Origin of the sequence: Thiocapsa bogorovii (assembly GCF_021228795.1) — a bacterium.
GTDB lineage: Bacteria > Pseudomonadota > Gammaproteobacteria > Chromatiales > Chromatiaceae > Thiocapsa > Thiocapsa bogorovii.
In genome coordinates this window covers 398,673-423,640 of the sequence record NZ_CP089309.1, presented here as the reverse complement: position 1 = coordinate 423,640, position 24,968 = coordinate 398,673, and the positions used below count along the sequence as shown (strand labels likewise).

The window sequence follows — 24,968 nt, the reverse complement described above, 5'->3', positions numbered from 1 at the left end:
TTGCAGTGATGGTCTGTGAGGATTCGATGTCGATGCGCCCTCCGATCGCCTGGGTGCTTGAGGGCGAACCGACTCGACACTGTCGTGACGTCGTCACGCGGCGTAACCATACACTTTGCAGGGTTTGCGCGAAACCCTTCGGATGACCCGTCCTCGAGACCTCCTGCTCGGTGCGCGCTTGAGGCGGCAGCGCACCGAGCAGTGCGGCTTACTTCTGGGCGATGGTCAGGGTTTTGCCTTTCTCGGTCCAGAATTTTTGCGCACCGGCGTGCACGGGTGTGGCCACGCCCTCCAAGCCGCTCTCTAGGGTCATGGCGGTCGCGGCCTTGGAGACGCTGTGCATGAAGGCGAGACCGTCCTCGGAGTAAACCTCGCCAAGCGCCTCGTACACGAGCTCGTCGGGGACATGGCGGCCGGCGACCCAGAGCGCACCGTCGGAGATGGTTTCGACGTCGTAGTCCACGCCCGAATAGGTCTCGGCCGGAATGGTGACCTTTACGTAGTAGGGATGATCCTGCGGCAGACTGCCTTGTTGGGCGGCCTCCCAGACCTGAAGCAGGCGGATCTTGTTGCTGGTCGCCGCTTGAATGACGGAGGCGTTCGGAAAGCCGGCGAAGACCCAGAGCGCGTCGATTTGGCGGTCGCCCAAGGCGGATGCGCCTTGGTTGTATCCGATGAACTGCGGACGGATTTTGTCCCAAAGGCCCAGGCTCTCGAAGAAGCGCTGAGCGGATGCCGCGGCGCCCGAACCGGCCGGTCCGACGGCGACCTGTTTGCCTTCGAGTTGGGCGACGTCGGTGATCCCCGAGCTCTCGAGAACGATGAGATGGGCCGGGGCGCCGTAGAGGAAGGAGACCGCACGTGCGTTGCGGTATTTCGTCGTGTCGTTGGTCAATTCACCCTTCAGGCCGAGATAGAGGTCGCCCGAGTAGACGATTCCGAAGTCTGCATCGCGCGAGTTGACGCGTCGCAGATTCTCGACCGAGCCTGCCGAGGCCATATTGGAGACGTCGACGCCCTCGACGTTGCGCGACAGCAGCGTCGCGATCCCGTTGGAGAAGAATTGGAAGGTGCCCCCGTCAGGGCCGCCCGAGAAGGCCAGGCGTTGAACCGTCGCCTGCGCGATCGGCGCGGTTGCGATGACGACGGCCATTGCGGCGACGGCGACACCCGTGAAGGCCTTGAGCTTGCGTGTTTGGGTTCTGGTCTCTTTCATTCGTCGCTTCCTCATTGGTGTGAATTGATACTCGTGCTGCCGCTCAATCTTATTCCCGGACCGTCAATACCGGAATAGGCGAGCTGCGAACTACCCTCTCGGCCGTCGAGCCCATCAGCATCTTCTCGATTCCCGCGCGGCCCTGGGTTCCCATCAGGATCAAGTCGGCGCCGATCTTCTTGGCCTGTCGGATGATCTCCTCGTGGCTCTTGCCGACCGCGATCGCGGTGGTGACCGGCATGTCCTTGAAATAGCGGTCACGAAACTCCTGCATGTCCTCGACGGCATGTTTCTCGATTTCCGCCGCGAGCTTTTCGTAGACCTCGGCGGAGACCTTGCGTGCATTACGATCGGAAAACTCGTTGATCACATGCAGGAGCGTCAGGGACGCCCCGCAGGTATCCGCCAAGGAGCGTGCGAGATCGCATGCGCGGGCGGAGCCTTTCGAGAAATCGGTTGCGAAGAGTAGGGTCTTGATCTCGGCCATCGGGATTCACCTGCGGTTGGAGAAAACGGATCGGGTCTTCGGAACGCGACGTGTCTCCGCCGATGCCGGCGAAGACCTCCGCGGCGAAGGACCCCGTGTTCTGGTCTTGCGCGCAGTTCTCCCGCTCATCTAGGTCCTTACGGCGGGGCTCAAAGGTGTTGAAGCGGCATCGCGTTGCAGCCACCAGACCAGTGCAACCAGCGCCAACCCGGCGGCGTCCGTGACGAATCCCGGCCAATAGAGCAAGAAGGTTGCGATCCCCAACACCACCCATTCGACGAGCGTGGTACTGCGGCGCAGGAAGCCCATGGCGAAGGCACCGAACGCGATTGTTCCCAAGGTCGCCGAGAAGAAGGCACTGACGATCTCCCAGGTCGTTCCGTCCAGGAGAATGGCTGGCACGTAGGCGAACAACAGCGGCATGACGTAGAGCATCTTGGCGAATCGGAAGGCCGTCCAGCCGGTTTTCCAGGGGTCGGCCCCCGCAATGGCCGCCCCCGCATAGGCCGCGACACACACGGGAGGGGTGATGTTGGAGTCCTGAGACAGCCAGTAGACGATCATGTGCGCCGCGATGGCCGCCACGCCGAAATGCCCGAGTGCCGGCACCGCGAGCACCGCGACGATCAGGTAGGCGGCGGTCACCGGCACGCCCATGCCGAGCACCAAGGAGGCGATCGCGATCAGCACCAGGGCCAGGAACAGGCTGTCGCCGGCCATCGAGATCACAAGATCCGAGAACTTCAGCCCCATCCCCGTCAGGGAGATGACGCCGACGATGATGCCGATCACGCCCAGCGTTGCACCGATGATCAGCGTGTTGCGCGCACCCAGCTGGATGGCCTCCCAGATCGCGCGTGGCCCCATCCGCGTGCTCGGGTGTACCCAGCTCACCAGGATGCAGGACAGTGTGGCCCAGAAGGCGGCATTGCCGGGCGAGCGGCCCATCAGCATCAAGGCGGTGATGATCACCAACGGCAGCGCGTAGAACCAGCCGCTCTTGAGCACCGGCCTCCAGTCCGGGATCGTTTCGCCCGGGATACCGACCAGACCCTGCTTCTTGGCCTCGAAATGGACCATGAAGAAGACCGAAAGGAAATACAGGATGGCCGGGCCGACCGACAGGAGCATGATCTGCGAGTAGGGCATCCCGGTCAGCTCCGCCATCAGGAAGCCGCCCGCACCCATGATCGGAGGCAGGAACATGCCGCCGATGGAAGCAGCCGGCTCGATCGCCCCCGCGACATGCGGCTTGAATCCCGCGCGCTTCATCATGGGGATCGTGAAGGAGCCCGAGGAGACGGTGTTCGCGATCGCACTGCCGGAGACCGAGCCGAACAGCGCCGAGGAGACGACCGCGACCTTTGCGGGTCCGCCGGTCGAGCGTCCGGTCAGCGCCAATGGCAGATCGATGAAGAACTTGCCGGCTCCGGACTTCTGCAGAAAGGCGCCGAAGAAGATGAAGAGGATCACATAGGTGGCGAGCACGCTCGCCATCACCCCGAAGACCCCGTTGGTGGTGAGAAAGAGCGAGGTCGCCAGTCGTTCGAAACGGAAGCCGCGATGCGCGAAGAGCTCGGGCAGGTAAGGTCCGAACAGTGCAAAGGCGATCATGGCGATGCCGATCAAGGTGATCGACCAACCGAGCACCCGTCTGCAGACCTCCAGCGATAAGATCAACCCGATGATGCTCACCAGCATGTCGACCTGATTCTCGGCACCGGCACGGTAGTTCAGCGCCTCGAACTGGCTGATCCAATAGACCACGGTGCCGGCGACGATCGCCGCCATCAGGACATCGCTCGCGGTGGGGCTTTGCCGGAAGCGTCGGGCCAGCCATTGATCGAGCGGCAACAGGACGACGGCGAACGGCAGGACCAGGATCAGCGAGGTCCGCAGTGCGCCGAAGTCATCGGCCCACGCCTTCGCGAAGCCGTCGTATTCCCAGGTCTCGCGAAAGAGGGTGATTTGGTCGTAGAAGGCGGTGGGGGAGTCGAAGACCCAGAAACAGCTGACCAAGACCGCCAGCATCGCGGCGGTCCAGACGGACATGGTCCCGACGGCAAAGCGTCCGCCCGCAGGATAAAGCAGGAACACCAGGACAAAGGTGATGAGGACATAGACGCCCAAGTGATATTGGGTGTCGAGCGCCTGAAACCCGGCGCCGTAGAAATAGATCAACACCATCGCCGCACCCAACAGCGATGTCAGCCAGAGCCAGGGTCCGCGGACCCGTCGCTCCGCCTTTGCATCCTTCTGCATCAACTCCTGGACCTTTTTGCGCTCCTCGCTGTTCAGGCCATCGAGCGACTGATCCGATTGCGCCATTGTAATTACCCCAAGGTTTTTTTATGGCCCCGTTACGGCGTCCTATCGGGGGATAGGCGAGGGTGCCGCATCGCGGCCTAGGCGTCAACGGGAGTCGACTCTGCCGCTATGCGCGTTCGTCACGTCTCGGCGAGACGGTCGTAATAGCGAGCGCGATACAACAGGCGTGGCGTCCGACCGTCGGTGAAGCCGGTGCGGGTGTGGAGAACGTTGTTCGAGATCAGACCCCAGCCGGACTCGAGTCGACCTTCGAGGTGCCAGGGCGACTGCGTCCGCAGGATCTCCTTGAGGCAGGTCACGGCAGCTCCGGTCGCAGGATCGTCACGCCAGGAGATGTTGCGGCTGCGGTCCGTGTAGCGCATGTGCAGACGTCCGTCCGGGCGGATCGAGAAGACGGGTCCTGTCTGCTGAGCACGGAGCTCGACACCGTCGACGACATTGGCGGGGATGGTCATACAGGCCGGGTGCATCAGGGTGCGGAGATGCTCCGGGTTGCGATCACGCATGAGGATATAGGCGATCTCGTGGTCGAGCAGGGCGTTCTCGCCGCCCGTCTCGGCGGGTTGGACGCAGTGCAGGAGCAGGCCGTAGATCTGCCGCTCCGGGCTGTTGTAGTAGCCGTCGGTGTGCCAGGCGATGGGGCGATTGGAGTAGGGGATGTAGTTGCGGTGCGCGGCGTCGGTCTGCACGGTGAGCGAGGTGACGGCATCCTCGTCGGCCCCGCGGTTGTGGTCGAGCCGGTGCAAGCCGAAGCGTGCGCCGAGCGTGATCGGGATCGCCTTGTCCGGGTCGTCGCCGGTGGTGCCGATGTAGATGGCCATGTTGGCTCGGCGACAGCGCTCGAGAATGGCTGCATGCTCGGCGTCGCTCAGCGCGCGCGGATCACCGATCTCGACAACGAGGTCCTTCAGTGCGGTCGGGGCGGCGGCGAGCTTGCGCTCTTTCCAGCGCTGATAGGCATGATCGTCGTCGAGGTCGAAGGGGTTGCTCACCGGGATCTCCGCAAGGTGTCGGGGATCGGACCCTAGCCGCTGCGGGGCCTTCCGGCATTGATCCGTGTCAGTTGTATCGAGACGCAGCGGCATCGGACCCTTCACCGATTGTCCCCGGGGCCTGTGTCTGCCCATGTGGATAAGCTGTGCGGGCATCGGCTAAGCCGCGGGTGAGCGGAGCCGATCTCGGCGGTGGTCGAACCTTGACCGGTGTGGATGCGGCCGGCTTCGGGTTGGAAGCCCCGGGTGCAGAGGGGTGACGATGCGTGGGGTATTCAATGGGGAGAAACCGGACTCGCCCCGACAGGCACAGTCGTTGGACGATGTCGCGGCACGCGTTACAGTGGCCGCATCACGATTGACCCGATTGCCAGGAAAGCCCCGATGTCTGCTCCCGTCACCCCCTTGCTTGCCGCCGACGCCATCATCGAGCTGATCGACCGACCCGGCCGCCCCGTCGTGCTGATCGAGCGTCTCAATCCGCCTTTCGGATGGGCCATACCCGGTGGTTTCGTGGATGTCGGCGAGCGCATGGAGGCGGCGGCGATCCGAGAGGCCGCCGAAGAGACCGGGCTCGCGGTGACCCTGCGTGCCTTGCTCGGGCTCTATTCGGATCCGGCGCGTGATCCGCGCAGCCATACGGTCACCGCGGTCTATGTGGCCGAGGCGCGGGGCGAGCCGCGGGCGCTGGACGATGCGCGTGCCCTGCAGATCTTTTCACCGGATGCGCTTCCCCCGGTCTTGGCTTTCGACCACGCCCTGGTGCTGGCGGATTATCGCCGCTATCGAGCGGAGGGCTTGCCGGCACCGCTGCGGCTCGATGGCGACCGGGCCGGCGGCCGGGAATGATTCGGCTCATGCGCCTTGCGCGAATCGGCTATCCTGATTCGAGGACAACCCAATCCGACACGGACGGCTGTCCGCCCGTCGACTCGTCCGGACAGACCGCGCCGAACGGGCGAATCGGAACCGAGACCGGAGATCCCAGATGCAAGCCGTGATCGACCGAGGCTTCTGCCTCAAACACCCCGTCAAGATCATTCAACTGTTCGGACTCGATGTCTTCGTCGGGATGCTGTTGAGCAAGGACAAGACGCTGCTGCAGCGTATCGCCGAGAAGTACCAGGCGCGGCGCGTGCCCATGCCCGGTGCCGTCGGCAACGCCTACAAGCTTTCGGCACTCTTCGAGTTCCGAGTGGCGCATATCTACGCGGCCATGGCCGAGCGCTTCAAATCCAATCCCGACGTGCACCGTTTCTTCCTGGATCTGCGTGACGAGGAGATGGAGCACGGGCGGCTGATGCTCGCCTGTCTCCACCAGGTCGCCGTGAACCGCGAGGTGGAGTTCGTGCCCAGTGTGCGCGACCAAGAGATGCGCGAATCACTGAACGCGTTGCGCGAGGTCGAGCACCGCGTCCCCGAGATGAACTTGGAAGAGGCATTCAAGGTGACGAACGAGCTGGAGGCCGGCGAGGTCAACGTGATCTTCGGTCGACTGCTCACGCAGGTTGGCCGGGCGGAGACCGAGCTCTTCGCCGAGCAGCTCAAGGGCGCGCAGAGCCACCCCGAGTCCGTCCCGAGGCGGATCAAGGAGCTGAAGGCGCGCCTGGGTCCGGACGGGCTGGCGGCTGCGGCCTGACTCGCGCGGTTTAGGGTGGGCGAGCGCCCGTAGGGTGGAAGAGCGGGAGCGAAGTCCACGCGGTCCTGCACCGACGCTGGTGGACTGCGCTGCGCTTGTCCACCCTACACCGTTCGTCCACCCCGGGCGCTTATTCCGACGGGCCGCTCTTATGAATACTGGCCCCTGGTCGTGTTGTGTCGGGGTCAGGGACCGAAGCTCATCCGTCCGAGCGTCTTGAGCTTGCCCGGATCCTGATCGGACAGCCGCATCAGCACCGCTTCTCCCGAGGCGGGATAGATGCCGGTAAGCGCCGTGACCGTCACCTGATGCGTCACCAGCACGATGGGTTCGCCGTTCGGGGGTTGGTCTTCGAGGAATGCCTCGAGTGCGACCAGATTTGGCTCGCGATCCTTTTGGCGCGCGAAGAAGGAGTTGAGGGCCGGTAGCCGCGTGACCGGCCCGAGCCCCAACAGTTCGGCGGTCTCCAAACACCGGCACCATTCGCTTGAGTAGACCCGCGCTTGCTCGATCCCGCGCGCGCGCAGCCAAGCCCCGATGGATCTTGCCTGCTCGCGCCCGGCGTCGCTGAGGTTGCGCTGGGTCGCGCAGTCGTCAAGACGAAATCCTTCCGGATCACCCGTCCCCGGCGCGGAGGCGTGGCGCAGCAGCAGAACCGCACCGCCGTTCCGCATGTGTGCGGCAAGATCCACGTCCTTCACATCCTGCGCTGCGGTCGCCGCCGAGCCGAGGATCCCCCAAAGGACCGCAAACAGGAGACAGCGGCTGCGGTATCCGAAAAGCCGAGTGCGCATCAGGGGTGTCGACAGCATCGCGGGTTTCTCTCTGCGTTCTCCGAATGGGACGGTCGCCGACTCAGGTTCGGAAAGCACCGACGACGCGTGAGCCCGCGGTGATGCCTCCGAGGATGACGGCGCCTGCAAGCACGCCGACCAGCGCATTGAACAGCGGTGCGGCCAGGACCTCCAGGAATGGGCCGATCGCCGGAACAGCGGCAGCGCCATGGCTCAAGAGATGCAGGATGTCGTGGGTTCCCGGGGTCCCGTGGACCAGGATCCCGCCTCCGACGAGGAACATGGCTGCGGTCCCGACGACCGCAAGGATGCGCATCAGGCGCGGTGCAGCGGCAAGAAGCAGACCACCGAACCGACGCGCGATTCGCGTCCCGATATCCTCGCCCATGCGTTGCTGCAGGTAGAACCCTGCGTCGTCCATCTTGACGATGCCCGCGACTAGGCCGTAAACGCCGACGGTCATCAGGAAACCGACGCCGGTCAAGACCGCGACCTGCACGCCGAACGAGGCGCCGGCGACGATCCCGAGCGTAATGACGATGATCTCGGCCGAGAGCACGAAATCGGTGCGGATTGCCCCACGGATCCTGTCTTTCTCGAAGGCCGCCATGTCGACGGTCGGGTCGAGGAGGGTCCGCGTCAGCTCCGCATGACGGTCATCCTCCTCTTCGGCATGCAGAAAGGCGTGGGCCAGCTTCTCGAAGCCCTCGTAGCAGAGAAAGGCCCCGCCGAGCATTAGGAGCGGCGTGATGGCCCAGGGTGCCACGGCGCTGATGAGGAGCGCCGCCGGAATCAGGATCAGCTTGTTTTTGAGCGAGCCGAGGGCCACTGCCCAGACCACCGGCAGCTCGCGCTCGGCGCGTATCCCGAGGACCTGCTGGGCGTTTAGCGCCAGATCGTCGCCGAGCACGCCCGCGGTCTTGCGCGCGGCGACCTTGGTCATTACCGAGATGTCGTCGAGGACGGTTGCGATATCGTCGAGCAGTGTCAGCAGGCTGGCCCCGGCCATGGGATCTCGTCGCTTGGGTTGAGGTGAGGGAATTCTAACCTGGATCATGCACCTTGGCGGCCGGACTCGCGGCCCACCGCCTCGACAGCCCGTATTCCAACGCACGGCGCGGCAGACCTGCACCCAAGCTGTAGGGCGAGACCGATTCCAGGCTGTATTCGCCGCCGTCGGCGATGGCGTTGGCCGCCAGGATCCCGCTGCGGATCGCCGGACCGATACCTTCGGCCATGTCGCGGGTGGCGAGCCCGGCGGCATCGCCGACCAGGAAGGCGTTTTCGTGCCGGATTTTCTGTACCCCGTCGCGCAGGTAATAGGAATAGCCCCAGGGTTCGAGCGCCAACCCCTCGTCGATCAGCTTGCGCCGGCGCAAGGAGGTGACGAAGTGTTCCCAATGTCGGTGAATGCTCGCGCCTGTATCCTGCATACGCTGCGTCATGCCCCCGACGCCGAGATTCAGATAGCCGTCCTGTTTGGGGACATACCAACTGTAGCCCGGCAGGCCCTTCTCGAAGAACCACAGATGACAGTCGCGATCCTGCCAGGTGTAGGGCAGCTCCTGCTCCAGCGCGGCGACTTGCAGCCCCCTTGCCCGCGGATTGATCTCGCGAAACAGCGATCGATACACCGGGCATGCCGTGCCGCCGGCCCCGACGAGTGCCACGCATTCGAAGCGGTCATCGATACGGTAGCCGTTCGGCGTGCGCTCGACGTGCTTGACCTGGTGCCTGATGACCTCGGCCCCCGAACGCTCGAGCAGCCAGTGGTCGAACTCGACGCGGCGAATCGAGTGTTGCGGCGATCGCATCGTCAGACCGATGCCGAACAGGTGTGCACGGGTCACCTCGAAGGTCAGGAGGCGATGCGGATAGGCCGCGATGTCCATCTCCAGATCCGCGACGACCTCCGGCGTGATCCAACCGGCGCAGAGCTTGGGTCGCGGGAAGACCGCCTTGTCGAGGATCAGGCTATCGAGACCGCGCCGGCGCAGCTGCCAGGCACACGACGAGCCCGCGGGCCCGCCGCCGACGATGATGACGTTCGTCTTGATCATGAGCCGTCCTCGCGAGGATCTCCTCTGTCGGGTCGGTCGCCGCCTGCCGGATGCGCGGACGCTTAAACCGCGCCCATTGCGATATGCGTCGTTTGTTGGAGTGATTTGGCCGGACCGGCTCCGACGGCTCTCGGAGTTGGCGCGGTTTAAGGCATTCAAAATCTGAAATTTTAAACCGCGTCTCACAGGGATCGAGAATATCTCCGAAGCCAAACGCACAGCGAAAACGACGCGTGCCGCTCTGGACGCGGTTTAATCCCGATAGAGGTGAGCACGTGTCCAGGCCATGTCGTTCTTTCCCGGGCGAGAGAATAGAACCTGATAGAGCTCCAAAGCGCCGGCGCGGAAGCTGGCTATCGACGCTGCCAGATAGAGCCGCCACGCCCGGACGAAGAAGTCGTCGAACATCTCGCGGACCTCCGCCTCATGGGCCTCGTAACGGGCCAGCCAATGCTCGATCGTCTTGGCGTAGTGGAGTCGGATGTTCTCCACGTCGACCACCGAGAGACCCGGACCCTCGAAGATGTCCATCATCCGGCGCAGCGTCGGAGGGTTGGCCCCGGGGAAGATACGCCGTTCGTTCCAGGCGCTGGGCGGCTCGGGGCGGATTTGGCCGATCGAATGGATCAGGCCGCGTCCGTCGTCCTTGAGGACGCGATCGACAACCTGGCCCAAGGTCGCGTAGTGCTCGGCACCGACATGCTCGAGCATGCCGACCGAGACGAAGGCATCGTAGGTCCCTTGGATATTGCGGTAGTCGTCCTCGATATAGTCGATCCGGTCGGCCAGCCCCTCGGCCTTCGCCCGTTCGCGCGCATAGGCGATCTGCGAGGGCGAGATGTTGTAGGCCCGGACTCTAACGCCGTAACGACGCGCAAAGTGCCGTGCAAGGCCGCCCCAACCGCAGCCGGCCTCGACCACCTCCTCGCCGGGTCGCAGCTGTAACTTGCGCGCGATATGGTCGAGCTTCGCGGCCTGGGCCTGCTCGAGGGTGACGCTCGGATCGGCGAAATAGGCGCAGGTGTAGGCCATCTCTTCGTCGAGCCAGAGTCGATAGAAGTCGTTTCCCAGATCGTAGTGATGTTGGATGTTGTCTCGCGAATCCGTGAGGCTGTTGCGTCGCGCTCGGACGAATCCCCGCTTGACGAACTGCTGGAGGATGCCGGGCCGGGTCCGCTTGATCTTGGCCTCGTAGAGCGCTTCGATGAAGGCGACCAAGTCCCCCTCGATGCGTATGCGCCCCGAGCTGTAGCCGTCCCCGAACTCCAGGTTCGGATTGGCGAAGAGTCGCCAAAAGGTGGATCGGTCGGCGAAGCGCATGCGTGCGACCGGGTTGGCCCGAGGACACCGGTAGTGCTCCCGGTCATCCCAGAAGACGACGCTGATGGCGGGTTCCCCGATGAGCTGCATGAATCGATTGAACAGCCAGGTCTCTATCGGCCATACGCTGTCGGTGTCTGTCCATGTGCCCCGATCGACCGATGCGGCGCCGTTCGATAATGGGTTCTTGTCAGACTTCATGTTGCATATCCTCGCGCTTGGTCGGGCGTTGCCGCCGACGTGTAAAGGACGGGGAATTCAAAGTCTTTACGTGGAAAAAAGTAGTGTTCGGGAGGGTTTCGGTCAAGGGTCGTGCCGGGCGAACAGGATCGCGAAGAGCGCTTCCGAACGGCGCAGCGCGCGGAGGTGAGATCGGCTCGGGGCCGTTTCACCCCGAGCGCGCCGGACGGTCAACCCGTCTACGGCTTCGCCGAGCCGAATCGGCCTACAATGGCGCGTGTGCATTGATCCGAACGGACCTCTCAGATGAGCAACCGAAAGACCCGCAGCAGCTATGTCTGCAACGCCTGCGGTGCGCGTCAGCCGAAGTGGGCGGGTCAGTGCCCGGACTGCGGGGCCTGGAACAGCATGGTGGAGACCGCGGAGATCGCACGTCCCGCCGTGCGCGGCGGCTACGCGGGCGCGGCCGAGTCACCGCGCGTGGAGAGCTTGGCCGAGGTCAGCCCCGAAGATCGGGTGCGCATCCAGAGCGGGATCGGCGAGCTCGATCGCGTGTTGGGCGGCGGCCTGGTGACGGGCTCGGTGGTCTTGATCGGCGGGGATCCGGGGATCGGCAAGTCGACCCTCTTGCTGCAGGCGAGTGCCTCGCTTGCACGCCACCTGCCGGTGCTCTATGTCAGCGGCGAGGAGTCGCCCCAGCAGATCGGGCTACGCGCCCATCGGCTCGGACTGGCGGGCGAGGGCATCCGTCTGCTTGCCGAGACCAACGTCGAGTCGATCCTCGCGGCCGCGTCGCAGGAACGGCCGCGGGTGCTGGTCGTCGATTCCATCCAGACCCTCTATACCGATGCGCTGCAGTCTGCCCCCGGCTCTGTCTCGCAGGTGCGCGAGGCGGCGGCGCAGCTGGTCCGATTCGCCAAGCAGCGGGATACGGTGGTCTTCCTCGTCGGCCATGTGACCAAGGACGGCACGCTCGCCGGACCGCGAGTGTTGGAGCACATGGTCGACACCGTGCTCTATTTCGAGGGCGAGCCCGGCGGCGCCTTTCGCCTGGTGCGCTCGGTGAAGAATCGCTTCGGCGCGGTGCATGAGCTCGGGGTCTTCGCGATGGGCGACCGCGGCCTGCGCGAGGTGAAGAACCCCTCCGCGATCTTTCTTTCTCGCCACGACGAGGCGGTCCCGGGCAGTCTGGTCATGGTGACCCGCGAGGGGACGCGCCCGCTCTTGGTCGAGGTGCAGGCGCTGGTGGACGAGAGCCCGCTCGCCAATCCGCGACGGGTGGCCTTGGGGCTCGACGGCAACCGCCTGTCGATGCTGCTGGCGGTGCTGCACCGTCACGGCGGGGTGGCCATGTTCAACCAGGATGTCTTCGTCAACGTGGTCGGCGGGGTGCGGATCACCGAGACCGCCGTCGATCTGCCGCTCGTGATGGCGGTGCTGTCGAGCTATCGGGACCGGCCGCTTCCGTTGGACCTCGCGGTCTTCGGCGAGGTCGGCCTCTCGGGCGAGGTGCGTCCGGTCCCGAATGGTCCGGATCGGTTACGCGAGGCAGCCAAGCACGGTGTGCGTCGGGCCATCGTACCGGTCGGGAATGTTCCCAAAGAGGGTGTGGATGGGTTGGAGATCACGGCCGTGAAGACCCTCGCCGAGGCCCTCGACGGGGTCTGAGGCGATTAAACCGCGTCCCCGCTAAGGGCAGTGGATGCACCGTAACTTGAGCTCACTCGACAGTGAGCATCTCGCTCTGGACGCGGTTTAAACGAGCGTCCGCGCCTTGCGGGCCGGACGGGTGACGACCTTCACGGTCTTCACCCCGTTGTCCGCCGTTTGCAGGATCTCGATCGGGTGATCGTGCAGCTTGAGACTGGTACCGGGCTCGGGGATGGTCTCGAGGTATTCGAGGATCAGCCCGTTCAACGTTCGGGGGCCGTCGGTGGGAAGTGTCCAGCGCAGCGCCCGGTTGAGATCGCGCACGGTGATGCTGCCGTCGACCAAGAGGCTGCCGTCTTCGGCGCGATGGATCTCCGGGATGCTGTCCGCCGGGTCGGTCGTGAACTCCCCGACGATCTCTTCGAGCAGATCGGTCAGTGTGATGAGTCCGAGAAAATCGCCGTATTCGTCGACCACCAGACCGACGCGCCGCTTCCCGCGCTGGAAATTGAGTAGCTGCTGGTAGAGCGGCGTGCCTTCGGGGACATAGTAGGGCTCGCGCGCGATCGCACGCAGATGCTCCTTGCCCAGGCCCTGCTCGAGGAGTGCATGCAGGGCATGCTTGGCGTGGAAGACGCCGATCACATTGTCGATGCTGCCGTCGAAGAGCGGCATCCGCGTGTAGCTGGAGTTGCCGATGGCGTGCAGGATCTCGTCTTCGCTGTCCTGGATGTCGATCCCTTCCACCTCGTTGCGCGGGATCATGATGTCCTCGACCGTGGCGCGCTCGAGATCCAAGATGCCGAGCAGCATGGAGCGGCTGCGCTCGGGGATCATGGCACCGGCTTCGCTGACCACGGTCCGTAGCTCCTCGCGGCTCAGCGCCGTGCCCGGTGCGCCTTCCGGCGTGATCCCCATCAGCCGGAGCAGACCGTTGGTGAAGAGATTGACGAACCAGACGATCGGATAGAGCAGCTTGAGGAGCGGCTTGTAGACGTAGGCCGCCGGAAAGGCGAGGCGCTCCGGATGCAGCGTGGCATAGGTCTTGGGCGCGACCTCGGCGAAGATCAGGATGACCAGGGTCAAGAGCCCGGCGGCGATTCCGATCGCTGCCTCGCCACCGAGACGCAAGGCGATGATGGTCGCCAGGGAGGATGCCATGATGTTGACGAAGTTGTTCCCGAGCAGGATGAGCCCGATCAAGCGGTCGGGTCTCTCCAACAGCGCGCGCGCCATGCGGGCGCCCCGGTGACCGCCGTCCGCCAGGTGTTTGAGCTTGTAGCGGTTGATGGTGAGCAGGGCCGTCTCCGATCCGGAGAAGAAGCCCGAGAGCATGAGCAACAGGAGCAACGCGAGAAACAGGCCGGGTAACGAGAGTTCATCCACCTTGGATTCCGAGCTTGGCGATGGGTCGATCTGGGACACAGTATACCGGCTTCAACACGGCATGCCGGGCGCGTTGTGAATCCGTGTTTTCGGGTCGGTGTGCACCCGCATTCCGACCTCCATCGCCATCCCGGTCGCTTGCGCGGATTGGCGACCCGTTGCGCCGACAGCACGCCCCGGCGCTTGCAGTTCGGCGAGGCTCGGTCATAATCCCGGCCTTTTTGACCGGGGCTGAAAATGTTCAAGAATGTACGACTGTATCGACTGGGACGCCCGTTCGGTCTGGATGCCGACGCACTCGAGACCCGTCTCGACGAGCGTCGTTTTCGGCCCTGCGGTCCCCTCGAGACTGCGACGATGGGCTGGTCTGCGCCGCTCGGCGATGGCTCGACGGCCTTGGTTCATGCGGTCTCGGGCTGTTTCCTGATCTGCGCGCGCAAGCAGGAGCGCCTGCTCCCCTCGGCCGCGGTCGCCGAGGCCCTCGAGGAGCGTGTGAACGATCTCGAGACGGCGGAGGCTCGCGACGTGGGCCGTGCCGAACGACGTCGATTGCGCGAGCAGATCATGGCCGAAATGCTCCCGCGGGCCTTTACACGCTCACGCCGCACGCTACTTTATGTCGACACCGAGGCGGGTTGGCTCGTGGTGGACTCCGGGAGCGATCGGCAGGCCGAGGAGGTGATCTCGCTGTTGCGCGAGACCATCGAGACCCTTCCGGCCCGTCCCCCTGCTCCTCGGATGGAGCCGCCTAAGGTGATGACCGGTTGGTTGCTGAACGGCGATGCGCCGAGTGATTTTCAGATCGGGGATGCCTGCGAGCTACGCGACGTCAGCGACACGGCGAGCCTGATCCGCTGTCGCGGACAGGATCTCGGCAGCGAAGAGATCCTCGCCCATCTGCGTGTCGGCAAGCAGGTGCTGAAGCTGGCTCTGAGCTGGGACGAGCGGCTCGATTTCGTCTTGGCCGAGGACATGTCGCTGAAACGCCTGCGCGTGGGCGATGCCCTGCTCAACGAGCTCGACGACGGCGACCTCGAGCCCGCGGCGCGCATGGACGCCGAGCTCGCCATCCTCTCACTGCAACTGCGCGAGTTGATCGCACGGCTGGACGCGATCTTCGGCCTCGTCGGCGACGAGGATGCAGGGGGCACGCCGGCTCCGGTTCCGCAGACCGAAACGGCGCCCGCGGTGAGCGCACCTTCGTCGGCGGAGCCGCCGCCGTGGGTCGAGTGAACCTAAACCGCGTCCAGAGCCAGATGCTCACTTTGGCGTGAGTTCGACGTTTGGTGCATCCACGGCGCTCAGCGGGAACGCGGTTTAGGAAGAGCACTTTGTGCCTCGCACGGCTCGGCAGAAGCACAGTCCGGGGCAAGGGAATTCGTTCCTTCCGATCGCCGAAAACCGACCGCTGATCACCGGCGGCATAAGCTGGTCCGGTTCGTGCCGCAAAAGGTCTATTCCAATCGCCCGCAGCGCCGCAGCCTGAGCGCGGTTGCGCTCAGGCTGCGGCGCTGCGGGCGTGCTGCATGAAGAACCGCAGCATTTCCCGGCTTGCGTCTGATCCTCGGGGCTCGGTATAGGAGCCGTCGGGGCTGCCCCCCGACCAAGCATGGCCTGCGCCGTGCAGGATCCACTGCTCCAGCGGCGCGCGACCGTTCTCGTCGGTGTAGAGGCTGCGGGTGTAGCGGATTCCCCCGGCCGATTCACCCGGAATGCGCGATTCACGTAACTGCGCGACCCCCGGAGAAGCGGCGATGACCTGATCGGCGTTGACCGGGTTGACCGTGCTGTCGGAATCACCGTGGAAGACGATGGTCGGGACCAAGGGCGCCGTGCCGTCGGATCCGCGGTATCGCTGATCCGCGAAGGATGTGGGCATTCCGCCCTGATGCATCGCCGCGAGTGCCGATGCCATGTCGTCGGCCGCGCCGTAAGCCAGTCCTGAGTGCACTCCGATGGCGGCGTAGAGGTCCGGGTAAGTGGCCCCCATGATCGATGCGGCAGCACCCCCTGCGGAGAGTCCGGCGATGTAGACGCGATCGGGATCCACAGCGTAATCGCGCATGATCTCGCGGGTGATGCCCGCGATCAGCGCAGGCTCGCCGCGACCGCGCTGCTGGTCTTCGGGGTTGAACCAGCTCCAGCATTTGGTTGCGCTGGTCGAGAGTGATTGCGCCGGATAGGCGACCAGGAACAACTCCTGCTCGGCCAGGCTGTTCATGCGGGTTCCCGCGGCAAAGTCGTCGGGCGACTGGTTGCATCCGTGCAGCATCACCACCAAAGGCAACGGTTGCTTGTGGTAGCCGCTCGGGATGTAGAGCTTGTAGACGAGCGTGCCCGCCGCGTCGGAATAGAGATGCTCCTCGAATCGGGCCCCCTCCGGAAGAGCCGCCGGCTCGGGTGCGATCGGCGGTCGGGCGATCCGCCCGGGGATGTGCTCGCCGACACGTTGCTTCATTCGATCCAGCAGTCCGCGCAGCGCCGGCGGGATCTCCGGCATTCCGGGGATACTCCGATGCTCGGCCGAATGCTCTTCGGCGCTCGGGTCGCGATCGGAATCGGGCGCCGAGCCTGTGCGCCCGCCGTCCGATCCGGGCGCATCGAGCGTTGCACCGCGCAGCAACCCCATCGCCTCTTGAAGCCGCCCTTCACGGGTGAGGCGGGTGACCTCGGCCATGTCGATCTTGGGCACACGGGGCATGGGTTGGATCCTCGAATCGAGCCTGTCGGCGCGGCAGTGTCTGCGGAGGTCCTGCGTGGCTGTCTTCTCTCGTAGAATCCAGGGTGACGCCAGGCGGCCTTCCCGGCGCCGTGCCCGAACAAAAAAGAATCACGTAAACCGCGCCCAGCGCGGTTTGCGTAGTGTGTTGAATTGGCTTGGCCGCGCCGGCTCCGATAAGTGTCGGAGTCGGCGCGGTTCAAGGTATTAAAAAATATAAAATTCTAAACCGCGTCTCCGCTAAGAGCCGTGGATGCACCCAACGTCGAATTCACGCGAAAGTGAGCATCTCGCTCTGGACGCGGTTTAGATCCGGTAGAACCCCCGATACCACTCCACGAACCGCGCCACGCCCTCCGCGACCGGCGTATCCGGGCAATAGCCGGTGTCGTGCACCAGATCCGTCACGTCGGCATAGGTGTCGGGAACATCGCCGGGTTGCAGGGGCAGCAGGTTGAGCTGGGCCTTGCGGCCGAGTGCCTCCTCGAGGAAGCCGATGTAGTCCATCAGCTCAACCGGCTTGTTGTTGCCGATGTTGTAAATGCGATAGGGCGCCTGACTCGTGGCGGGATCGGGCTGTGCGCCGGACCAGCTCGGATCGCCGCTCGGCACTCGGTCCAGGACGCGGATGACCCCTTCCACGATGTCGTCGACGAAGGTGAAGTCACGACGGTGTTTGCCGTAGTTGAAGACGTCGATCGGCTCGCCGGCGAGGATGGCGCGGGTGAACTTGAAGAGCGCCATGTCGGGCCGTCCCCAGGGACCATAGACGGTGAAGAAGCGCAGGCCGGTGGTGGGGATCCGATACAGGTGGCTGTAGGTGTGGGCCATGAGCTCGTTGGCCTTCTTGCTGGCGGCATAGAGGCTCAAGGGGTGATCGACGTTGTGATGGATCGAGAAGGGCATGGAGGTGTTGGCGCCGTAGACCGAGCTGCTCGAGGCATAGACCAGATGCTCGACGCCGACATCTCGACAGCCTTCCAGGATGTGCCCGAAGCCGACCAGGTTGGTGTTGACGTAGGCCATCGGGTTTTCGATGGAGTAGCGCACGCCGGCCTGCGCGGCGAGGTGCACGACCCGGTTCGGGCGGTGCATGGCAAAGAGCTCGCGCATGCGTGCACCGTCCTCGATGTCGACGCGCTCGTCGCGGAAGCCTTCGAAGGAGAGCGTGCGGGCAAGTCGTGCCTCCTTCAGCGCGACGTCGTAGTAGTCGTTCAGATTATCGATTCCGATCACCGCGTCGCCGCGGTCGAGGAGGCGTAGGGACAGGGCCGAGCCGATAAAACCGGCGCTGCCGGTCACCATGACTTTCATGCGTCTACTCCTGAATTCTTTGTCGGAAATAAGGTGAAAGGCGGGCAGCGAAGAGCGGATCGTCCGTGGATCGAGGCCAAGGCTCTAAAAAGGTGCTTTAGCGGCGACTCGACACGCAAAAGTTCGAGCCATCGCGCTTCCCGTGTGCTGGCGGGCGACCGGAGTCGATCACCCGCATACGGCGATCCTCGCAACCTTCGCCTTTCACGTGGCAGTTTGCACCTTATCCAAAATCAACCAGCTCATATGTTTTGACCTGTCAACTATCGGCACTGGTTTCTCGTAGTGCACCTCTTCTTTCTACTGTTCAGCAATCTGTTGCAGGGCCTGTGGGTATGTGGGCGAGAGGCCCGAGAGTGTGGGCAACCTGTGGGCCGCGCCTGCGCGATGCTGGCGTCTTGCGCCGAGGCCTCGGCGCGGTCCATGGGTTGTCCATACGGCTTTAGCTCGGGCCGGTCCGCAGGGATGCGGACTCGTCCACATATCCATAGGCCGACGGTATCGTCGGTGCAAACACATTGGCTCAGGACACCCGGCGGCAGACTGCGACGGTGGATCATGCTGATATACGTGGATTGGGTACCACCGGACTTCACTGCGTCGCGGAGCTGGCCTTTCTCTAAAAGCAGGGATCGGCGCGCGGAATGCCCGTGCAGGGATTCTCCCGTGCGCCACCGGTATAGCCGGAACAAGGGTTCTCCACACCGGCCGCGGATGCCCTGAGTCAATGTGTCTGTTGTCGGTCTCATCGCCCGATCGGTTGGGGGTCATCACCGCTACGCGAGGCGGTCCAAGAAGCACAACCCCTCATGCGTTCATCCCCGCCGCCTGCACTTGGGTCAGCCGAGGCATCTCCCCGCGCACGATGTCCCAGAGGAAGCCGACGAGTTCGCGGGCGATGGCCACGCACACCAGTTTGGTGTTCTTGCCGGCGCGCGTCATGCTGCGATAGCGCCCGCACAGGCGCACCTGGGCCTTCCAGGCGATGCCTTTGGCCTGCGGCGAGGCATTCACCGCTTTGGACTTGAGATGCTTGGTCTGGCGCGCGGGGAAACGATAGCTCCAGGCCGACTCCACCAGCATGCGCCGGGCATGGTTGTTGCCGGTGAGCGTGATCGCACCTTGGCGTCGCCGCCCGCCCGAGGAATGCTCGCTGGGCACCAGCCCGAGGAAGGCCATCAGCTGCTTGGGCGACTCAAAGCGGCTGATGTCGCCGAGCTCGGCCAGCAGCACGATGGCGGCGAGCTTGTCGATGCCGCGCAGCGCCACCAGGGAGCCGACCACCGGCGCCAGCGACCACTCGGGCAGCGCGCGCATGAGCTGATCGGTGAGCTGGGCAACACGCTCGCCGGCGGCACGCTCGGCGTCGATATAGGTCTGCAACACGATCTGCTCCCAAGGGTCGTCCATCTTCAACCCCGCCAGCCAGTTCTCGTGTGCCGGTGTCCAGCGGCTCTTGCCCTTGGGCCAGTGCTGGCCGTGACGCAGCAGGAAGGCGTTGAGCTGCTGGCGCGCCTTGCACTCCTGTGCCTTGAGATCATCGCGAGCACGGCTCAGATCGCGCATGCGCTCTTGTTCCCGGTCGGGCACCCACACCGCGGTGAGATCGCCGCTGCGCAGCAACCGCGCGAGCTTCAGCGCATCCCGCCGGTCGGTCTTGATACGATCGCCCGCCTTCTTCGGGATCTGCGACGGCGCAATCACCTGGCAGTCGTGACCGCTGCCGATGAGTTGGCGGTAGAGCCCGTAGCCGCACGGCCCGGCCTCGTAGCAAAACAACAGCAACCCGCCATCATAGTGCTCGCTCAGCTGGCCGATGAGCTTCTCGACCTTCTTCGGTGTGTTGGCGATCTCCCCGCGGTAGATCGGCTCCGCGCGTCCCGGCTCGGCCACGGCGATCGCAATCGTCTCCTTGTGCACGTCCAGGCCGATGTAGGCCGCGTGCTGCTTCGCCTCGCCAGACGCGCTCGCCGCCGACAGCGCTGCCGGCGCCGATGCCGTCTCAATCCGATGCTCCACTGCGCTAAACTCTTGCATGACCTGCTCCCCTCAATGTGGCTCTGTGTCGGTGGATGTCCGTCCTCAACATAACCCACGTGCGTTGAGGACGGGCAGATCAAAACATCATGTCTAAGCCGAGCATCTCGCAGGCGTGGTCACGGGTGCGTGCCGTGATCTTGGTGCCGCCGAGCATGCGGGCGATCTCGTCGACCCGCCCATCCGGGTCGAGTGTCTCGATGCGGGTGTAGGTCTGGCCGTCGAGGGTCTCCTTGCGCACGCGAAGTTGTTGGTGCGCTTGGGCGGCGACCTGCGGGAGATGGGTCACGCAGAGCACCTGGCGCGAGTCGCCGAGTCGGCGCAACAGGCGTCCGACGATCTCTGCGATCCCGCCGCCGATGCCGACATCGACCTCGTCGAACACCAGGGTCGGGACGCTTCCGCACTCGGCGGTCGCGACCTGGATGCCGAGACTGATACGCGAGAGCTCGCCGCCCGAGGCGACCTTTGCGAGCGGCTGCAACGGTTGTCCCGGATTGGCGCTGACCAGAAAAGCGATGCGCTCTAGACCGCCAGTGCCGGCGCGTTCCGGAGGAAGTGCCTCGATGTCCACGGCGAAGCGACCGCCCGCCATGCCGAGCTGTTGCATGGCTTCCGTGACGGTCCTGTTCAGGCGTTCCGCGGCCTCCGCCCTTGCGTCCCCGAGCGCGCGCGCTCGATCGAGAAAGTCATGCAGCGCGGTGTCGCGCGAAGCGCGCAGGTCGCCGAGGCGCAGATCGGCCTGTTCAAGTGATTCCAGCTCCGCCTGACGCGCAGCCAAGGCGTTCGGCAGATCGACGGGCAGGACGCGGAATTTCCGCGCGAGGTCGTGAATCTGTGCGATCCGGGTCTCGACCGCTTCGAGGGCGGCCGGATCGACCTCCAGACTGTCGAGATAGTGGCGCAGGCTGGCGGCGGCCTCGCCGGCATGGATTGCCGCGGTTTCCAGCAGGTCGCGGGGCTCGACCAGGGTCTGATCGATTTCGGCCAGATCGGCCAGGTCGGAGCCGGCCGAGCGCAGCTGATCACAGATCGCCGGTTCGGCCTCGGAGAGACTATCGAGGACACGCGCCGCGGTCTCCTGGAGGCGCCCCAGGTGGCTCAAGCGTCGCTGCTCTCGATCGAGATTCTCGATCTCCGCCGCGCTCAGTCCGAGTGCCGAGAGCTCTTCGACGTGAAAGCGCAGCAGATCGAGCCGCTCGGCCCGTTCCTGTCGCGCCGCCTCCAGTGCACCGAGCTGCTGATCGAGTGCGCGATAGTCGCGAAACGCCGACGCGACCGCTTGCGCGAGGTCGGCATGACCGCCGTAGGCGTCCAAGAGGTCGCGCTGCGCATTCGCTCGCAGGAGCGATTGGTGCGCGTGCTGTCCGTGGATGTCGACCAAGAGGTCGCCGAGGTCGCGCAGTTGAGCGCCGGTGGCGGGTCGACCGTTGACATAGGCGCGCGAGCGTCCGTCGCGCACGATTAAGCGGCGCACCAGACAATCACCGTCCTCGTCGAGATCCTGCTCGGCGAGCCAGGCGCGCGCGCCGGGGACCCCCGCCACGTCGAAACCGGCGACGATCTCGGCGCGCTCGCAGCCCGCGCGGATCATCGCGGCGTCCGCCTTATCGCCGAGCGCGAGACCCAAGGCATCGATCATGATCGACTTGCCCGCGCCTGTCTCGCCGGTGAGCGCCGTCATGCCCGAGGCGCACTCGAGCTCGAGCGAGCTGACGATGGCGAGGTCTTTGACAAGGATGTGTGTCAACATCGAAAAACGTCCGCCGGCACCTCAGGCCCCGATTGGGGTCAGATGGCCGCCCCAGCCGAGTTTCGCCCGCAGGATCTGATAGTGATCGTGGCCCCGCGGGTGGAGCAGATGGGCGGAATGTCGATGTCGCTCCACCTGAATCGTCGCGCGCGGGGGCAGCTGCAGGTCCGCCTGTCCATCGCAGGTCACCTGCACATGACCCTGATCGAGCCCGCGCACCCTGACTGCGATCCGCCGATCGCCTGGAACCACGAGGGGTCGGTTGCTGAGATCGTGTGGGCAGATGGGCACCAGCAAGAGCGCATTTAGGGCAGGATCCACAAGCGGGCCCCCGCCTGAGAGCGCGTAGGCTGTCGACCCGGTCGGCGTGGCGATGATCAGACCGTCGGAGCGTTGAGCGGAGACGAAGACGCCGTCGATGTCCACCTCCAACTCGATCATACGAGCCGTATTCCATTTGTGTACAACGACGTCGTTCAGGGCCGAGTAGCTGCGCTCGAGCCCATCGTCGGCGATCACGCGCACCGACAACATGGCGCGGCGGTCGGATTGGTATTCACCGGCGAGGATCGGGTCGAGCGCGGACTCGATGTCTTGCGGCGAGACGTCGACCAGGAACCCGAGCCGTCCGAGGTTGATCCCGACCAGCGGAATCCCGTAGGCCGCCATCATACGCGCGGCGTGCAGCAGGGTCCCGTCTCCGCCGACCACGATGACGAGATCGCATTGCGCGCCGAGGTCCGGGACCGGGACCGCCGTTCCCACCTCCGCGCCGAGCAGATGGGCGCTCTCGGCATCGAGGAGCACGTGGAGGCGTCGAGAACGCAGGTAGGCGCCGAGATGACGCAACGTCCCGACCACCTTCTCCGGGTCGCCTTGTTTCGCGATGATGCCGACGGTGCTGAATTGCGGCATGAGGTCTGTCAGAGGCTGGGATCCGGAAGGACGATCGAAGGTTAAAGCTAGCATGGGCGAGGGGTAGCGCCAATAGGCGCGCCGACCAGCCTTGACAGGCTTGGCCCGAATCCCTAAATTGCCGTGTTAGCACTCTGCTGAGGTGAGTGCTAAAACACGCCACGGGCGACTCGGGTCTGCTCGAGGCCGATCGGCGCCGAACCGCGGGGGCGGATTCTGTTGAGATTCGGCTCGTTGTCGAGAGTCGTTCTCGACTGCGGTCTCGGGAAACAGCGAGATCACGAGCAGACCCGCCGAGCGCGTGTTCTGCGGGAACAGACACTTCCGGTCCGGCCGAGTGCGGCCGAACGATGTGGCTCGACGTGGTCGAGATCCCTATTACCGCCGGCTTCATGGCAGACGCACCTTGTCAAGCGAGACACGTAATACCGAGGGCCAGGTCAGCGAACGTGCGCTCCATTTCCTGAAGGCGCTCGTGGAGCGATACATTCGGGAAGGTCAGCCCGTCGGCTCGCGGACTTTGGCGAAGGACACCGGGTTGGACCTGAGTCCCGCCACGGTCCGCAATGTCATGGCGGATCTGGAGGATCTGGGACTTGTGGTCTCGCCCCACACCTCCGCCGGGCGGGTTCCCACGGTCGCCGGGTATCGCTTATTCGTCGATACCCTCCTGACCGTGCGTCCGCCGTCGGAGGATGACATCGCCAGTCTGCGCACCCGGTTCGATACCCGGTCCGACGCCAAATCGCTCGTGGAGACGGCATCGACGCTCTTGTCCGGTATCACGCACCTGGCTGGTGTCGTCATGCTGCCGCGGCACGAGCGCAATGTGTTTCGCCAAATCGAACTGTTACCCTTGTCGGGGACGCGGGTCTTGGCCATCCTCGTGACCAGCGAGGGCGAAGTCCACAACCGCATCATTGCGACCGAGCGCCCCTTCAGCGCCTCGCAATTGGAGCAGGCGTCAAACTACCTGAACGAGATCTTTACCGGCCAAGACATCAAGGACGTGCGCAAGCGCCTCGTCGAGGACCTCAAGAGCACGCATCGCAACATGGATCGGCTCATGATGCGCGCGGTCATGCTGGCCCATGAGGTCGTCGAGTCGGCCGAGCGCAAGGATGACTGCTTCATCGCCGGTCAGACCAATTTAATGGAGTTCGGGGAGCTGGCCAGCATGGAGCGGCTCAGGCAGCTTTTCGATGCCTTCAACGAGAAGCGCGAGATTCTGCACATCCTCGATCGGTGCATCGCCGCGGACGGCGTCCAGATCTTCATCGGCGAGGAGTCGGGTTATTCGCTGTTAGGCGACTGCAGCGTCGTGACCCAGACCTACCGGGTGGACGACGAGGTTGTCGGGGTGCTGGGCGTGATCGGCCCGACGCGTATGGACTATCAGCGCGTCATCCCGATCGTGGACGTCACCGCTCGACTGCTGGCGGCGGCGCTCAGACAATAGTTTCAGGCTTTGGATCGGTCGTGTGCGGCCGCGACGCCGAATTGCGTCGCGGCAAGGCGGCGAACCGGGATACGGGAGACGGTAATGAGTACGGAATCAGAAAAACAGACCGAATCGAACGCGTCGACAGCGGCGGAGGAGGAGGCCCTTCTCGAGGACGCCTCGGCGTTCCGTGCGGGTGAGGCCGAGGCCGATCGTGCGAGTGCTGCGGAGGCGCCGACGCTCGAGGATCTCCAGTCGCAACTGTCCGCTGCCCGCGCGGAGGCGGAATCGCTCCGCGATCAGGCACTGCGGGTGCGTGCCGAGATGGAGAACCTCCGGCGCCGCCATGCCGTCGAGTTGGAGAAGGCCCACAAATACGCCCTGGATAGCTTCGTGCGCGAGCTCCTGCAGGTACGCGACAGCCTGGACCTCGGTCACGATGCGGCCCTGGCCGAAGGGGCGGATATCGCCAAGATTCGCGAAGGTATGGAGCTGACATCGAAGCTCATGGGGGACGTCATGGAGCGGTTCGGCGTGGTCCCGGTGGATCCGATCGAGCAACCCTTCGACCCGGAGTTTCATCAAGCGATGACGATGCAGCCCCGCTCGGACCTGCCGCCCAACACGGTCGTCGCGGTCATGCAGAAAGGCTACACGCTCAACGGGCGCTTGGTGCGTCCGGCACTGGTTATGGTCTCTCAGGAGGCCTCCTGATATCGGCTTGAACGGATAGGGGT

At 64.6% G+C, this 24,968-nt stretch carries 20 protein-coding genes; 6 read left to right on the top strand and 14 right to left on the bottom strand.

All coding sequences use genetic code 11. The annotated features are described in order from the left end of the window. Positions 1 to 208 precede the first annotated feature (208 nt). From LT988_RS01945 to LT988_RS01930, 4 genes are all read right to left on the bottom strand, one after another. Entirely contained in the window at positions 209 to 1,216 is a 1,008-nt protein-coding gene (locus LT988_RS01945; protein WP_232408594.1) for a TAXI family TRAP transporter solute-binding subunit, read from the bottom strand. A 49-nt stretch (positions 1,217 to 1,265) separates the two neighbouring features. Further along, on the bottom strand, positions 1,266 to 1,703 hold the full coding sequence (locus tag LT988_RS01940; RefSeq protein ID WP_007194312.1) for a universal stress protein: 438 nt from the start codon (positions 1,701 to 1,703) through the stop codon (positions 1,266 to 1,268). 129 nt (positions 1,704 to 1,832) lie between these two features. Further along, entirely contained in the window at positions 1,833 to 4,031 is a 2,199-nt protein-coding gene (locus LT988_RS01935) for a TRAP transporter permease (RefSeq protein ID WP_232408593.1), read from the bottom strand. Between the two features lie 119 nt (positions 4,032 to 4,150). After that, complete coding sequence (locus LT988_RS01930) at positions 4,151 to 5,023, bottom strand: TauD/TfdA family dioxygenase (RefSeq protein ID WP_232408592.1); 873 nt, start codon at positions 5,021 to 5,023, stop codon at positions 4,151 to 4,153. A 384-nt stretch (positions 5,024 to 5,407) separates the two neighbouring features. Here LT988_RS01930 and LT988_RS01925 point away from each other — a divergent pair, with 384 nt between their 5' ends. After that, positions 5,408 to 5,872 carry an NUDIX domain-containing protein gene (locus LT988_RS01925; protein WP_232408591.1) on the top strand — a complete coding sequence of 155 codons (465 nt, stop codon included), beginning with the start codon at positions 5,408 to 5,410 and terminating at the stop codon, positions 5,870 to 5,872. 139 nt (positions 5,873 to 6,011) lie between these two features. Further along, positions 6,012 to 6,662 (top strand): ferritin family protein, encoded by a 651-nt coding sequence (locus LT988_RS01920; protein ID WP_232408590.1) that lies wholly within the window; start codon positions 6,012 to 6,014, stop codon positions 6,660 to 6,662. A gap of 185 nt (positions 6,663 to 6,847) precedes the next feature. Here LT988_RS01920 and LT988_RS01915 read toward each other — a convergent pair whose 3' ends face one another. The 4 genes from LT988_RS01915 to LT988_RS01900 form a co-directional block, all read right to left on the bottom strand. After that, on the bottom strand, positions 6,848 to 7,474 hold the full coding sequence (locus LT988_RS01915) for a histidine phosphatase family protein (RefSeq protein WP_232408589.1): 627 nt from the start codon (positions 7,472 to 7,474) through the stop codon (positions 6,848 to 6,850). A 43-nt stretch (positions 7,475 to 7,517) separates the two neighbouring features. Further along, positions 7,518 to 8,465 carry a DUF808 domain-containing protein gene (locus LT988_RS01910; RefSeq protein WP_232408588.1) on the bottom strand — a complete coding sequence of 316 codons (948 nt, stop codon included), beginning with the start codon at positions 8,463 to 8,465 and terminating at the stop codon, positions 7,518 to 7,520. A 34-nt stretch (positions 8,466 to 8,499) separates the two neighbouring features. Beyond that, positions 8,500 to 9,516 carry an NAD(P)/FAD-dependent oxidoreductase gene (locus LT988_RS01905; RefSeq protein WP_232408587.1) on the bottom strand — a complete coding sequence of 339 codons (1,017 nt, stop codon included), beginning with the start codon at positions 9,514 to 9,516 and terminating at the stop codon, positions 8,500 to 8,502. A 252-nt stretch (positions 9,517 to 9,768) separates the two neighbouring features. Next, positions 9,769 to 11,037 (bottom strand): SAM-dependent methyltransferase, encoded by a 1,269-nt coding sequence (locus LT988_RS01900; protein WP_232408586.1) that lies wholly within the window; start codon positions 11,035 to 11,037, stop codon positions 9,769 to 9,771. Positions 11,038 to 11,322: 285 nt separating this feature from the next. Here LT988_RS01900 and radA point away from each other — a divergent pair, with 285 nt between their 5' ends. Next, a complete protein-coding gene (gene radA / locus LT988_RS01895) occupies positions 11,323 to 12,684 on the top strand; it encodes a DNA repair protein RadA (RefSeq protein WP_232408585.1) in 1,362 nt (453 codons plus the stop codon). Positions 12,685 to 12,771: 87 nt separating this feature from the next. Here the strand turns inward: radA and LT988_RS01890 are convergent, their stop codons facing one another. Beyond that, positions 12,772 to 14,052: an HlyC/CorC family transporter gene (locus tag LT988_RS01890; RefSeq protein ID WP_232408584.1), complete on the bottom strand. Its 1,281-nt coding sequence runs from the start codon at positions 14,050 to 14,052 to the stop codon at positions 12,772 to 12,774. 237 nt (positions 14,053 to 14,289) lie between these two features. On the opposite strand from LT988_RS01890, the gene LT988_RS01885 reads away from it, so the two are divergent. Further along, the gene (locus tag LT988_RS01885; RefSeq protein ID WP_232408583.1) at positions 14,290 to 15,285 is read left to right on the top strand and encodes a recombination-associated protein RdgC; all 996 of its coding nucleotides are present in this window, start codon (positions 14,290 to 14,292) and stop codon (positions 15,283 to 15,285) included. Between the two features lie 265 nt (positions 15,286 to 15,550). Here the strand turns inward: LT988_RS01885 and LT988_RS01880 are convergent, their stop codons facing one another. The 5 genes from LT988_RS01880 to LT988_RS01860 all read right to left on the bottom strand — a co-directional run bounded on the left by LT988_RS01880 (position 15,551) and on the right by LT988_RS01860 (position 22,790). After that, a complete protein-coding gene (locus LT988_RS01880; protein WP_232408582.1) occupies positions 15,551 to 16,753 on the bottom strand; it encodes an extracellular catalytic domain type 1 short-chain-length polyhydroxyalkanoate depolymerase in 1,203 nt (400 codons plus the stop codon). A gap of 324 nt (positions 16,754 to 17,077) precedes the next feature. Further along, positions 17,078 to 18,085 (bottom strand): NAD-dependent epimerase, encoded by a 1,008-nt coding sequence (locus LT988_RS01875; RefSeq protein ID WP_232408581.1) that lies wholly within the window; start codon positions 18,083 to 18,085, stop codon positions 17,078 to 17,080. 807 nt (positions 18,086 to 18,892) lie between these two features. Further along, positions 18,893 to 20,122, bottom strand: coding sequence for an IS110 family RNA-guided transposase (locus LT988_RS01870; protein WP_232408580.1), 1,230 nt, complete (start codon positions 20,120 to 20,122; stop codon positions 18,893 to 18,895). Between the two features lie 79 nt (positions 20,123 to 20,201). Next, on the bottom strand, positions 20,202 to 21,875 hold the full coding sequence (gene recN / locus LT988_RS01865) for a DNA repair protein RecN (protein ID WP_232408579.1): 1,674 nt from the start codon (positions 21,873 to 21,875) through the stop codon (positions 20,202 to 20,204). 21 nt (positions 21,876 to 21,896) lie between these two features. Then, complete coding sequence (locus LT988_RS01860) at positions 21,897 to 22,790, bottom strand: NAD(+) kinase (protein ID WP_232408578.1); 894 nt, start codon at positions 22,788 to 22,790, stop codon at positions 21,897 to 21,899. Between the two features lie 406 nt (positions 22,791 to 23,196). On the opposite strand from LT988_RS01860, the gene hrcA reads away from it, so the two are divergent. Together hrcA and grpE are read left to right on the top strand one after the other, a co-directional pair. After that, complete coding sequence (gene hrcA / locus LT988_RS01855) at positions 23,197 to 24,249, top strand: heat-inducible transcriptional repressor HrcA (protein WP_232408577.1); 1,053 nt, start codon at positions 23,197 to 23,199, stop codon at positions 24,247 to 24,249. Between the two features lie 84 nt (positions 24,250 to 24,333). Beyond that, complete coding sequence (grpE, locus tag LT988_RS01850) at positions 24,334 to 24,945, top strand: nucleotide exchange factor GrpE (protein WP_232408576.1); 612 nt, start codon at positions 24,334 to 24,336, stop codon at positions 24,943 to 24,945. The last annotated feature ends 23 nt before the right edge of the window (positions 24,946 to 24,968 follow it).